A 12,880-nucleotide genomic window follows, 5' to 3' on the forward strand; every position below is an offset into this window, starting at 1 on the left:
GGTGTATGGCCGCGGCGCGGTGTGTAGCCATCGGGTGAAGGGCGTGCGGAGCGGACGGATCGTGCGGTGCACGGTAGGTCGGCAACACACCCAGGCGCACCGGTCGATGTGTGCAACCATGGTTACAGGTAGGGGAGTGGCTACGGGGTTTCGTTGCTTTCGGCCGGGCATCTGGACGCGAGAGACCGATGTAGATGGGCGGGAGTGGAGAAGTGGGTCGAGGTCGTGCCTTTCAGCGATGGGTAAGGCGCATCGAGCTGGGCGTCGTTGGCACCGTCCGACTGCGGCGCGCGGATGCCGCCGTCGGCGCGGTGGTCCTGCTCGCACTCGGAGCGGGTTGCCAGAGCGAAGACTCCGGCCGTGTCCACCCCAGCGCCGACGTGGTCCAGATCCCAGGGGCCGGCGACGACATCGACTTCGATGACATCGCCTACTCGCCTCACTTGGGCCGTGTGCTCGTGCCGGCGCGCGACAACGGCCTGTACCTGGTCGACCCCGACTCCGGGAAGGCACGACGGATCGACCTTCCGGAGCCTCTGCGGTCTGCCGATTCTGCCGCCGCGGGGCATGGCAGTTTGTTCGTCGCGGACCGCGACACCACCACCCTCGCCGTCATCGACCCCACCGGCGGGCAACTTCGAACCAGTGTCGAGGTCGGCGCCACCCCGGACTACGTCCGCTACCTGCCCGACAGCGGCGAGCTATGGGTGGCCGAACCCTCAGGTGACGGCATCGAAGTCTTCGCAGTGCCCAACCGGCCGACGATTCCACCGCAGCGCACCGGGTTCATCTCTGTGCCCGATGGACCGGAGGGCCTCACGGTCGCGACGCTGGCCGGCCAGACCCGAGTGTTCACCCACGCCGGAAACGACCTCGTGGCTATCGACACGGCCGACCACACGCTGCAGCGGTGGCCCACCGGATGCGACGGCACCCACGGGTTCCCCCGAGTCGACGCGCGCGACCACCTGGTGCTCGCCAGCTGCGCCAACGATGGCCGCGTGGTGCTCATGAGTGCCGACACCGGCGAACAACTCGCCCACTATGACGTCGGAGGCGGCGAGTCCCTGCCCGCCTGGTCGGACCGCACCGGTCACTTCTACGTCCGCTCCGACCCCGGAACCACCCTGGCCACCCTCGACCCAAGCGAAACCGGCCTCACGGTGGTCGCGGAGGTCGAGGTGCCCGCCGTCGGGCACTGCCTGGGCGCCGACGACCAAGGACACTACTGGACCTGCGATGCGGCCGAGGGAAGGCTGCTCAGGTTCGGCGACCCGCCCTCATGACCCAGCCGCCGGTGTGGCGATGGCCGGCGAGATCGAGCCTTGTCTCCATGTCGAGGCGGAACCGTCCGTATGGGTGACGTGGGTCCAGAACAGGAGGCTGGGTGCACGTCGGTCGACCTCGTCGAGGCTGTCGTGGAACATCGGGTCCTCCAGGACGGCCTAGCGCAGCAGGGTGGAGACCTTGGCGTGCTCGCGGTCGGGGCCGGTGAGGCCGCCGTCCTTGCCGTAGAAGATCACCTGATTGCCGGAGTTCCAGTTCTCCACGACCTGGAGGCCGCCATGGATCTCGCGGCGAAACCGCTCGTAGGCAAGGTAGTCGCATGCGAAGTTGGTGCGGACCGCGCGGCCGAGTTCCTCCAGTGCGGCGTAGGTCGGGTGTTTGGGGCCGCCGCGGGTGAAACGGCGCAGGATGGTCTCCAACTCCGCGGTCCCCAGCCGGAGCGCGATGGCGTACTTGACCATCTGGTCGTACTGCTGGGCGATCAGGTTCCACCGGATCGGGCCGGACAGCACCGACCGCAGTTGGGTGAAGGCTGCACCGGTGTCGTCGGGCCGGTAGTGCCGGATCGAACCGATGTTCCTCAACCACGGCAGCAGCCGGAACCCGAGCAGCTCGGTGAACGCGAACCCGACCACCGACGCGCCGTGGGTGTCGACGTAGCCGGTGTCGATGTCGGCGTCGGTGCAGTGCCGCAGGCCCTCGATCATCGAGGCGACCTCGGAGCTGGAGCATGACTTCAGCTGGGAGTAGATGCAGGTCGACCCGCCGCTGGATGTGCCAGTAGATCATCACCCCGGGCCGCCGTGCTCCTGGTGCCCTTTGGTCATCAGGTTGGACTCCCAGGACCCGACTTCTTGCTGTCGGAAGCGTAGGCGGTGCCGGTGCCCACCAGGAGGGGTCGCGGGCCTCGAAGGTGGCATTGGCCAGCTTCGCGATCGCGCGGCGCAGACTGTCGCGGGTGATTGAAATGCCGCCGCAGCGCGCCCTCGGTCTCACCGTCCCATTGCGCGTGGTCGACCGTCTCGAACGTCAAGGGTGTGGTGTCCGGCGCCGTGCCGATCATGAGGGCCGATATCCGGGGCACGAGCAGCGCCAGCGCGACCGCGGCCTGTGTCAGCCGGCGTTCGTGGTGCCGATGGGCCGACGTCGTGCCGATGACGACGTTGCGGTCGTGCCCCGGTCGCCGTACCGACGAACCTGGCCGCTGGTCGCTGGCCAACGGCCGCGGACCACACTGCGGCGGCCGGCATCTGGCATACCGTCCTGCGCCGCCGGACCCGGGGTGTGGCCCCGGTGGTGGCGCCCCGGCCGCCGTTCGGCACTGCACGGGTCCTGCCGCGATGACTTTCTGGCTGGCACCAGCCTGGCGGCCGTGGGGCGACCGACGGGGCTGGCCCTCGGCGCTGGGCCGGCCCGCCGACAGCGGCGCTGCGCAGCGCCCGGGCGCGTGGCACCGTAACGACGCGGCGCCACCGTGCAGGCCACCACACGAGACACGCCGACCGCAGTCATCGGCATCTCGAACGTCGCACCGTCGGCACTCTCGGCGTCGGCCAACAGGCCTGCGGGTCGGGCGAGGCGGCATCGATTCCGGTGTGGGTGAGCAGCGCCAATGTGATCTGACCCCAGATGCCGTCGACCATTGTGATTGGGTAGCAGAGATCCGCCAGGGCCAGTTGGAGCGCTTGACCGCCTCTTGTCCGGCTCACCCCAGTGCATGCGGTAGCCGGCGTCGACGCAGTCGACCAGTCTTGTGTTGTCCTGGAATCGTTGAGCGGACAGAGGCATGGCCGCACCTCCAAGCCTGGGGTCCCGAATTCTCCATTACCGAGAATGGTCAGCACTCTATCTACGGGAGGATCCAGGCAGCTACCCGACGGCGCAGTGGGTGCTGATGTGTAACACGCGGGCACGACAAGCAAATCCACGCGGGCCAATTTCGGGTGTCGAACCCCTTCGGTCTAGCGAACCGATACTTTGCTCGACCAGGACGCCGTACGATCACACCAGCGGTGGTGGCTCGTCGTTCGGAAGGCCGGTCGCCGCGGAATCTCAACTGACTCCGCGTGCCGGGCGTGGCTTAGACCGCAAGGTGTGAAGAGCGCCGGTTTTCTGCATAGTGGGATGGTCCGGCCGGCCCGGCGAACGCCCAGGGGTGCGGGCCCCGGAACTTTGGAAAAGGAGTTCGTCGAGGATCGTGACGGGCGATGTCGGGTGCATATCGCGACGGGCGACAAGCGCCGCGTGCCACCGCTCGGTGAGGCTGGCCATGAGCTCTTCTCGCATGGTTCTCGTGACGTGGGAGTAGCGGCCGCCGATCCCGTCGAGTTCGTGGCCGAGCCGTTCGTGCGACAGGATTTCGGGCACGCGCATCTCGACCAGGAGAGTCTTGTGGCTGTGGCGTAGGCCGTGTGGGGTCAGACCTGTCGCAATCGGCATCCAGCATGCCTCGGCCCGGCCTTGGTTGTTGCGCCCGCGAAGTGGCCGTCCGGGCCATGGCTCGGACGCTAAGGGCACGGGACGGCGTTCGTCAGTAGCGCGCTTCTTCGGAAACCACCCCGAGGTTGCCGGCTCGAACAGCCAATCGCCGAACGGACTACGGCGCCAGTGTGCGCTTCCGTTGCGGCCCGAGAAGACGTACCGGTTCCCGTGGCACGGACACGGCCGCGGATTGCTCCTCGTCAGATGGGCGGAGATCAACGTGGAGAGGAAGCCGGGTGCATCGATGTCGCGATACGAATCGTCTTTTGGCGGAAGTTCGTGGAAAGCCCCGTCGTCGGCTTCCCAGAGCTGATGCTCGATCCGGATGGAGCTGGGCCGGGCGTATTCGGTGCGCAGGCCGACCACCTCGCCCCAGCGCATGCCGGTCCAGTACATGGCGGTTATGGCAACGAACTCCTCGTCTCGACCGGCGAGCAAGGCGGCTCGTTCGGCGATCAGCAGAGCGCCGAGCGCGTCCGTCGTGACCTTCTCCGGTCCACGACGTCGGGACCGCCCAGCGCGCTTGCCTCGACCACGACGCTTCACCGCCGGATTGGCGGGGATGAGTCCTTCCACGACCGCATCGGCCAAGATCGTCGACAGGGTGGTCCGCCACGTTCGAACGGACGTGAGGCTGTAGCGGGCCGCGAGCTCCTTCCGCTCCCACTCGTCGACATCGGCGCCGAAGATCTCCGCGAGCGGATCGTCTTCGAACTCGGGTAGCAGATGTTCCTCGAGGTGGTGCTTGTAGTTCTGCATCGTTGACAGTGCGAGGTTCTGGCTTGCGTACCAGCCGTTCGCCCATGCGCCGAACGTGATCCGTCCACGTTCGGGATCGTGCCAAGTTCCGCTGCGGACCTTGGCCTCTTCGTCGTTGGCGGCCTTGGACGCATCTCGCTTGGTGCGGTAGCGGATCGTCTCGCCGCGGCTGTTCTTGACGGTCGGCCACTTGCCGCCCGCGCTGTAGCGACCGATGTAGTAGTCGCCGACGTTCTCCGCGTAACCCAATGCCTGGCTCCCTCATCCCGAACGCGCTTGTCGACGCGGCAGGAGGATGAGACTGGACACCCGGCTGAACGGGAGTAGGTCGCCCATGTAGGTGCTGGAGCGACGGGACATGACTACCGCCCATTCACCTTACGACGCCCGGAGCCGCCGGCGCGGCCGGCGCGCGCGTAGCTGGACGCCCTCGGCTGGTGGATCGTCGATCTTGTGTCGGCGTGGCGCCGGTTGTTGGCGGTCTGTCGGATGGTGCTCGTTGGCCTCGATGATCTGGGTCAGGTGGTCCAGCGCGAAACGGTATGAACCGGCCACCATGGTGAATGGGATGCGGCGTAGTCGCGCCTGCTCCTTGAGCCACGACGCCTTACAGCGCAAGAGTTCGGCGGCCTCGTCCGGCGTGTACAGGCGGACGCCTACGCCGTCCACCTGAGGCTCGATCTGGCGGGTGCGTCTCACTGCGCGTGCCTCAGTAGCCGGCGCTCCGGCCGTGGAGCGCCGAGCACGCTGTCGATGTCACGGTCAGAGCGCGGAACGGGCCAGCGTCTGGGCGGGACCTAGGGCTGCTGTTGCCGCCAGCACGCTCGCGGACCGATGTGAGGTCAACGCCCGACTCACGGTTCGTTATCGGCGTGTACTTTCGAGAGCCACCGCTGCGTTGCACGGTATAGAGCGTTCGACTGGAGTCGTGGCCGATGCGCAACGCGATGAATTCATCGCCGTTGTCATGCACTCGAACATGCCCCTCGGCGATGAACCGGTCGCCCTTCCGGAACACGGCGTAGGCGCGTTCCGCTGCGCGGCCGAACATCAAGAGGTGGTGGTACGTCGTATCAAGCCTGGTGGTCGATCCGTCCTCGTTGCGGAGGTACTGCTCGTGGCCGACTCTGACGTAGAAGCGAGCGTCACCGCGCTCGGTCTTGGACAGCTGTGGATTAGCCGCGATGAACCCGGACAGAGACTCCAAGGTGTCGATTGCCATGACCTGCTCCCATCCGGCGTTCGCGACACATCAGCCGCGTTGTCGGTCCACCTGAGAGGTGCGCGAGCCGCGCCGAAACGTGATGGCGGCGCTGGACAGGCGAGCCATCCGACGGAGCTCAGCGTCTGGTCGAGGATCATTGCCACTGGGCATCAGACCCCGGCGAGCCGCAGTCGGGCGCGCGGCGTCGCCGGCGGCTGATGTCGTCGGTGACGAAAGCCGCGAAGTCCTCGTCCCGGTTGACGATCCGGGCTTCCTGGACTTCGTCTTCGCGTGGGAGGTTCTCTCCGGGCCAGGTGGTCTGCCGGGTGGGGCGGTCGTGGTCGAGTCGGGTGCCAGAGGTGGCGACCCAGTCGCGGAGCCGTTCGCGGGCGTCAGCGAAGTCACGGTGCCAGCCCAACGGGGCGGAGCCGTGCTGGTCTGGGTCGTAAGCGCCGAGCCAGTGCAGGTGCAGCGCCGACAGCTCCCATACGAGTTCTGGATGCCGGTGCCAGGCGGGAGGGATGATCGTTGCCGGCAGCGCGTAGGTGCGGCGCAACCAGTGGACCCATGCATCCAGCTCGCGCCAGGCGATCTCCGCCTCGTCAGCGGTGAGGGTATTCCAGTTGATGGAATGCGGCGGCTCGGGAAGGTCGAGGTCGCCGGAGGTGCTCTCCATACGGTGCTCCTCGACTACAGCGACACGCCTTCGGCCGGCGTTGACCGCTCGGGTTCTGCCGCGGCGATCTGGCCGTTGTCGAGGCTCGCCTCATCGCGGCTGGGCGGCGTTCGATCGACGCTGTACGTGGTGCGGGCGGTGTCGTGGCCGATCTTCTTGGCCACGAACTCCTCGCCGGTCTTGGTCTGCCCGAACTCGTTGAGGTACTCGTAGGTATGGACGTAGCCCTCGGCGACGAACTTGTCACCCTTGGAGAAGGCGGCGTGGGCGCGCTCGGCGGTACGCCGGTACAGGACGAGGTCGTGGAAAGTGGTCTCGAGCTGAGTGAAAGACCCATCCGGGTTCCGGTGGTAGTGCTCCTGGCCGATCTTGGCGTAGAAGCGGGTGTCGCCACGGTCGGTGACGGTGAGCCGCGGTTCGGACGCGATGAATCCGGACAGCGACTGTTGCGTGTGCAACGGCATGACGCTCTCCTCTGTGGTGTGCGGGTCGTCGCGAGGTGTCAGGAGGAAGGTGCGCGGCGGCGTCCTCTACTCGTGCCCTCTCCGGATCAGGTCCTCTACAGCGGTGCGTTGCTCCTGGATCGCCTCAGCGTCGGGCCGGCGGGTCCACGGACGCAGATCTGTGACGATGGGCCCAGCGGCGCGAAGAAGGACGACACCGGTGCCGAGCGGAAGGGTCCGCAGCACGTCGGTTGACATGATCGGGACTCGGCGGATGGAGCGCTGGTGGGATCGGGTGCCGTAGCCGTCGATGGTGACGCTCTCGGTGGCGTCGTCGCGGTCGCCGATGAGCGTTGACAGGTCCTGGAGATCACGGGAGTTCGACGCGCCACCGAGGATGATCTTGACGATGGAAGCGTCCCAGATAGCGTGGGCGGCGTCGTCGCCCCACTTGTCGCGCGCCTGGGCCAATGACTGCAGCACGGTCAGCGTGGTGAGTCCGCTGCCGCCGCCTTCGGCGACGAGCGTCGGCAATGACGGCAGAGGCGCAAGGTTGCCGATCTCGTCGAGGGCGAACAGCACCGGCGGGTCGAGGCGAGCGCCGGGCGAGCGAGCGGCTAGCGTGCGGGCGGTTTCGGTGATGTCCTCGATGAACGCCGTGACGAGCGGTGCGCTGTTCCCTGCGCCGCTGCCCGTGGCCAGCAGGTAGAGGGTGCCTCGCTCGCGCAGGAAGGCCGCTGGATCGAAGATCTCGCCACTACGTGGTGTGACCGCATCGAGCGCGCGTGGATCGGCAAGGGCTGCGAACGCGAGCCGGACGCCATGCCAGATGGAGTCTCGTGTTCGCGGGTCAGCATTGATCATCGCGTCGAGTGAGTCGGCCCACCCGTCCGCCGCGTGCGGAGCGGTGCGAAGAATGCGAACGGCGTCGGCGGCAGTGGCTGGGTTCAGCGCCCAGTGGTACACCGAGCGGGCGTCACGGCCGTCGAGGGCCGCAGCATGCAGGAGCGCTTGCACGGCGACGCGGGTTTGGCCCTCCCAGAAGCCGCCGTTTTCCACGCCGCCCGCTCCCAGCCCGGTGGAGGCGGCCAGCCCGGTGGCACGGATCATCGCCGTCAACGGGCGGTCGCAGCCGCGGACGGGGGACCAGCGCATCCCTGCCGGCAGCCCGGGGGCGAGCTGTTGCGGGTCGAACGCCGCCACCGGACCGATCTGCTCTCGAGACTTGAGCGTGACGGCGACGTTGTCCGGTCGGGTGCTCGTCGTGACCACAGCGCCGGGAGCGTCGAGGATGGCTGGGATGACGACGGACAGCCCCTTGCCGGATCGTGGCGGCCCGATGAGCAGCATGGAGTCCTCGACGCTGGCCCACACGGGCCGGCCACGGGCGTGCCCGAGCAAGTAGCCGACGTCAGCCGGTCGGGAGCTGGGCAGCGACGGCCGCAACGTCGTCGCTCGTCGGCGCAGCACCCGTGCAGATGCGACCCGGGTGATCTCGCTCCGGCTGGCGGTGCCGGGAAGGCGCCGGGGATCGACAGCCGAGGCTCGAGTGGACGTGAACAGCCGCCACCCGCCCCACCCGGCTGCCGTCAGAATCGCCACCTGCAGGGCGACGACAGCCCAGAAGATGACCGGGTCGAGGTCAGGCGTGCCGAGCGCGTCTCCAGGTCGGCTCGGGCTGGCGAGCACTGTCAGCCCGCTCGTGACCCCCACCGTTGGCGCGGGCGAACCGGTGACGAAGGCGGTGATGGTGCCGGCCAGCCTGAGCAGTCCGGCGACCACCACCGCGACGACCATTCCGGCCAGGCCAAGCGTGGTGAGCGTGTCGCTGGCCGGCCGCGCGCCGGCGGACACTACGACTCGACGAGAAGCAGGGTGCCCGAGACCGTCCCGAACACGAGGACTCCGCCAGCCGCCCTGCGAGTGGTTCGACGGTCGATGCTGATGGCGATTCGACCGCTGTGGTTGGCGGTAGCCAGCTCGATGGCCGGGGCGATAAGCACCGTCTCGCCGGCGAGAAAGCCATCCCGGGCGATCTCAATGGTGCTTGACCCGGCATGCTGCGATCGGCGGCCCTGCGGCTCCGGATCGCGCTCGGTCGGCGGGCCCGGCGGGGAGATGATATCGATGTAACGGCTGCCGTCCGGCTCGTACAGCTCCACCCGGATCGGACACTCGGCTTCCTCGGCAACGGCGCTCAACGCAGCCCCGAGGCTGTTCCGTTTCGTGACCTGCTTGTCGATGCCTTCGCCGGCGATCGTCGCGGTATCGTCCTCGTTGAGGTGGACCACGACCCGTGGCAGGGTGACCGGCGAGTCCGATAGGCCGCCGCGGTCGGGGCTGCTCTTCGCGAATCCGCCTCTGCGGGCGGGCTGGATGCGAACGCTCACGGTGGCCAGGTGCGATAGCCCGGCCAGGAGCTCTCAGGTCCTCAAGGCACTCGAGTTCCGCGCGATTCCGTCAGAAATCACGGGAACTCAGGGGAGACTGTCTCTTCTGTTACGGGTTCGTTCTGGCTCGTCACGTTCAGAAGCGCTCGCCGGCAGCCATCACCGGACTTGTCTCAGTCGCGCGCCCAGGCGAGCTCCACGTCCGCGTGGAGCACGAGGTCGACGGGGAAGGTGGATCTGCCGTGCTGCGTGTGAGCCTTCGCGAATCGCGCCAGTAGACGTTCCAGGCGGCTGGACGGCTGACGGCCGTGGCAAATGGTCTCCACTTCGCGCTCCTCACATTCCTTGTTCGGGTCGAACGGGACCGAGCGGCGCGCTCCATTGCTGTGAAGCAAGGTCTGACCCGAGATCCGTACGGCGTTCTGGGCGCGGGGACCTGACGGCCTCCCACTCCCGTGGGTGCATGCCTGTCTGGACGGCGATGGCCACGAGCCCTGCGAGGTCGTACGGCCTGTCCCGGGGTACTTGGTCCAGGGCGCACCATGCCATGGCCCCGTCGCCGTTCAGCCAGCTTGCGAAGCCCAGCATCGAGGCTGGAGCTGCTCGCACGTCATCGGGAGCTCTCTTGGTCATGTCGGTCCACAGCGCGACGTGGGAGCCGGCGCTGTCCCGATTGATGTCGTCCAACAACCGATCTCGGATCGGGATGGAGTCGACCGCGACGAGCAGCCGGGCTGCGTCGCCGTCGGCCAGTCGGTGGCCGTCGGTGTGGAACTGGTTGAGCCGGCCGAGGGCCCAGCTGCGCTCCGCCCGTGGCGTGCTCAGTCCGGCCGCTTCCCGAGCTTTGGGCAGCAACTTCGCCACCGGCTCTCGATCTCCTACCAGTGAAGTCGCGAGCGACTCGCGACTGGCCGCCGGTTGGGCCCGGCCGGCCAGGACTGTCATCGCGGCGATGCGCTCCCGGGCCGCCTCGGTCTGCGGGCCGGACTCGCCACTGTCGAGGTCGCCCCAGTGGGAGTCGTTCGCCCAGAGCCGCATGTGCGTGCCGATGCCGATGCTGTCGAGGCGGACGGCGAACTCCTGGCCGACCGCGTCCGCATACCTGCGGTCGTCAGTCACGCAGACGATGCCGAAGCTCGCGCCCGTCCCGGCGTAGTGGCTGAACGCGTCGCGGATGGACCGCCAGACCAAGTCGCGGTCTCTCGGCGTGATCGGGAGATCGACACGAGCGATGGGCAGGTCGTAACGCATCGGCACGAACACGATCGATTCGTCAGGCTTGAACCCGAGCAGATGGGGGATAGCCGCGATCAGCTCGTCGGGGGTTCGGACCACGAGTTTCATGCCTTGTAGGTGCGCACAAGGCCCGCGCAAACCTCATGCGAGGTTCGGCGTCGTGGGAAGTTCGCCCCGACGATGATCTCCCAGACGAGCGGCGAACACGTTCGAGTGAACAGCCGCATTCACTAGCGGCACGAGCGCCGAGTATCATCAACTCCGGCGCCGAGAAACGTCAGAAATCCGGCGAACTCTTAACTTTTTGTCTCTACTGTCGTGAGTTCGTTCGGATCTGCTGTGCCTTGATGGCGCTGGTTTCCAGGCATGGCTGGGTTCACCTCGTCGGGCAAGAAAGTTGATGTAGCGTCGGGATTCCTGAAGTTCTGTCGGTATGGTCGGCGCATGTGGTCTCTGGGTGAACTGAGCGGTCGGTGAAGCTCGCGGTCGTGCGGAACATCGGCTCGTCGCGGGCGTTGCGGACGGCGGTGGATGTTGAGGAGTTCGAGCAGGAGATCGTCGACCAGTACGCGTTGGCGATGGCCGCCGCGGGCTTGACCGATGGGCATGTGGGTAGCTCGCGTGGGACGGTGATCGAGTTCCGGCGGTCGCTGCCTGGTCCGTTGTGGTCGGCGACCTGTGACGACGCGGACCGGTTCCTGGCCGGGCTGCGCCGGGAGGGCCGTGCGGTGAGCACCCGGGCGGGCAAGGCCGGGATGCTGGCGCAGTTCTACGACTTCGTGATCGCTCGCTATCAGGGTGATGTTCACGCGTTGACGGGCGTCGTCGTGGAGCAGCCGATCGATGAGTTCAACCGGCAGTCCGGCGCCTCGCTGGGCAAGGTGCGGGTGCCGCCGTCTGATGCGGAGGTCGACGAGCTGTTCTGTGGGTGGCGCGTCTCGGTGAGCAAGGCGAGGAAATATCTGCCGGCAGCCAGGGACTACTTCGCTGCCTCGTTGTGGCGCCGGCTGGGGTTGCGGATCGGTGAGACGGTGAAGCTGGACATCCGGGACTGGCGTCCGGATCTGGGTGAGTTCGGCAAGCTGCACGTCCGGTTCGGGAAGGGCAGCCGTGGCCGTGGCCCGAAACCTCGCCTGGTGCCGGCGATCAACGGCGCGGACACGCTGATCGACTGGTGGCTGGCCGAGGTGCGGCACCAGTTCGGCGGCGACTGGTCGGACCCTGATGCCCCGATGGTGCCCAGCGAGCGGTATGACCGTGAGTTCGGCCGGTGCAGCCGGGCCAGCGACGACGTGCTGCGGCACGGGCTCAAGGCGCAGACGATCAGGTGGCTGCCGGCGTGGTCGGGGCGAGTGACGCCGCACGTGCTGCGGCACTACTGCGCGTCCTCGCTGTATGGGGCCGGGATGGACCTGAAGGCGCTGCAGGAGCTGCTCGGCCACGACTGGCTGTCGACCACGACAAGGTATGTCCATGTCCGGTCCGACCACGTCGAGCAGGCGTGGGTGAGCGCGAACCGCCGCCTGGTGCTAGCGGACACGCCAAGATCCCTGTAGGCGGACACGTCGTTCCCTGCTGACGGACAGTTGATCTCCCTGCCCGTGGCCCGGGGGCCGTGTCGGTCCCGTCGTGAGCGGCCCTCCGGGGTTCGACTCGTGGTCTTCCACCACCAGCGAGTCGATGGCACCCCGGAGGGGCGCGTGAAGAAGTCTGACAGGGAGATCATGGAGATTCTCGAGGCGTTCGACGCCACTGGGAGCGCGCACTCGGCGGCGGAGCTGGCGGGTGTGGATCCGAAGACGGTGCGTCGGTATGTCGCGGCGCGGGACGCGGGCGGTCCGGTGACGGGGCCGTCGCGGCGGGAGCGGATCACCGATCCGTTCTTGCCGAAGATCGAGGAGTGGGTCGACCGGACGCGGGGCAAGGTCCGCGCCGATGTCGTTCACGAGCGGCTGGTCGGGCTCGGGTTCACCGGCACGGAGCGGTCGACGCGGCGGGCGGTGGCTGAGGCGAAGCGGGCGTGGCGGGCCGGCAACCGGCGCACGTACCGGCCGTGGATCACCGAGCCCGGGCTGTGGCTGCAGTTCGACTGGGGGCAGGGGCCGAAGGTCCCTGGCCCGGACGGGGTCGGGCGGACCACGTGGCTGTTCTGCGCGTGGTTGGCGTGGTCGCGGTTCCGGGTCGTGATCGCGGTGTGGGACCTGACGCTGCCGGGTCTGGTTGCGTGCCTGGACCAGACGCTGCGCACGCTGGGCGGGGTCCCGACCTACCTGCTGACCGACAACCCGAAGACGGTGACGATCGACCATGTCGCCGGTGTGGCGGTGCGGCACCCGCAGATTGAACCGGCCTGGGATCGCTGGAGGGCGTTGTCAGGCCGCGGCGGGCTCGCCATGGTCGTGTG

Annotated in this window: 11 protein-coding genes and 1 pseudogene; 3 read left to right on the plus strand and 9 right to left on the minus strand. The window is 67.8% G+C overall.

Annotated elements, in window-relative coordinates; genetic code table 11:
• The first annotated feature begins 311 nt into the window (after positions 1-311).
• Positions 312-1,286: a YncE family protein gene (locus tag ACW62_RS32440; protein WP_157575140.1), complete on the plus strand. Its 975-nt coding sequence runs from the start codon at positions 312-314 to the stop codon at positions 1,284-1,286.
• Here ACW62_RS32440 and ACW62_RS36720 read toward each other — a convergent pair.
• The 9 genes and pseudogenes from ACW62_RS36720 to ACW62_RS32485 all read right to left on the minus strand — a co-directional run.
• Positions 1,261-2,284: pseudogene (locus ACW62_RS36720) on the minus strand (Tn3 family transposase); the annotation flags it as partial. The gene ACW62_RS32440 and the pseudogene ACW62_RS36720 sit on opposite strands and share 26 nt — an antisense overlap.
• Before the next feature lie 1,055 nt (positions 2,285-3,339).
• On the minus strand, positions 3,340-4,776 hold the full coding sequence (locus ACW62_RS32450; RefSeq protein ID WP_205629751.1) for a tyrosine-type recombinase/integrase: 1,437 nt from the start codon (positions 4,774-4,776) through the stop codon (positions 3,340-3,342).
• A 129-nt stretch (positions 4,777-4,905) separates the two neighbouring features.
• On the minus strand, positions 4,906-5,226 hold the full coding sequence (locus tag ACW62_RS32455; protein ID WP_083460444.1) for a helix-turn-helix domain-containing protein: 321 nt from the start codon (positions 5,224-5,226) through the stop codon (positions 4,906-4,908).
• A gap of 10 nt (positions 5,227-5,236) precedes the next feature.
• Positions 5,237-5,749, minus strand: coding sequence for a single-stranded DNA-binding protein (locus ACW62_RS32460; RefSeq protein ID WP_053208273.1), 513 nt, complete (start codon positions 5,747-5,749; stop codon positions 5,237-5,239).
• Positions 5,750-5,885: 136 nt separating this feature from the next.
• Positions 5,886-6,407, minus strand: a complete 522-nt coding sequence (locus ACW62_RS32465; RefSeq protein ID WP_053208274.1) for a hypothetical protein — start codon at positions 6,405-6,407, stop codon at positions 5,886-5,888.
• Positions 6,408-6,421: 14 nt separating this feature from the next.
• Complete coding sequence (locus ACW62_RS32470) at positions 6,422-6,871, minus strand: single-stranded DNA-binding protein (protein WP_053208275.1); 450 nt, start codon at positions 6,869-6,871, stop codon at positions 6,422-6,424.
• 66 nt (positions 6,872-6,937) lie between these two features.
• On the minus strand, positions 6,938-8,647 hold the full coding sequence (locus tag ACW62_RS32475; RefSeq protein WP_083460445.1) for a type IV secretory system conjugative DNA transfer family protein: 1,710 nt from the start codon (positions 8,645-8,647) through the stop codon (positions 6,938-6,940).
• Positions 8,648-8,703: 56 nt separating this feature from the next.
• The gene (locus tag ACW62_RS32480; RefSeq protein WP_053208277.1) at positions 8,704-9,240 is read right to left on the minus strand and encodes a hypothetical protein; all 537 of its coding nucleotides are present in this window, start codon (positions 9,238-9,240) and stop codon (positions 8,704-8,706) included.
• Between the two features lie 336 nt (positions 9,241-9,576).
• Positions 9,577-10,584, minus strand: a complete 1,008-nt coding sequence (locus ACW62_RS32485; protein WP_053208278.1) for a DUF4192 domain-containing protein — start codon at positions 10,582-10,584, stop codon at positions 9,577-9,579.
• Positions 10,585-10,949: 365 nt separating this feature from the next.
• On the opposite strand from ACW62_RS32485, the gene ACW62_RS32490 reads away from it, so the two are divergent.
• Both ACW62_RS32490 and ACW62_RS32495 read left to right on the plus strand, forming a co-directional pair.
• Positions 10,950-12,032: a tyrosine-type recombinase/integrase gene (locus tag ACW62_RS32490; RefSeq protein WP_053208279.1), complete on the plus strand. Its 1,083-nt coding sequence runs from the start codon at positions 10,950-10,952 to the stop codon at positions 12,030-12,032.
• Between the two features lie 168 nt (positions 12,033-12,200).
• The coding region (locus ACW62_RS32495) for a transposase (RefSeq protein WP_476733812.1) at positions 12,201-12,880 on the plus strand (680 nt) is incomplete at its 3' end.

The organism is Jiangella muralis, assembly GCF_001270745.1.
Taxonomy (GTDB): domain Bacteria; phylum Actinomycetota; class Actinomycetes; order Jiangellales; family Jiangellaceae; genus Jiangella; species Jiangella muralis.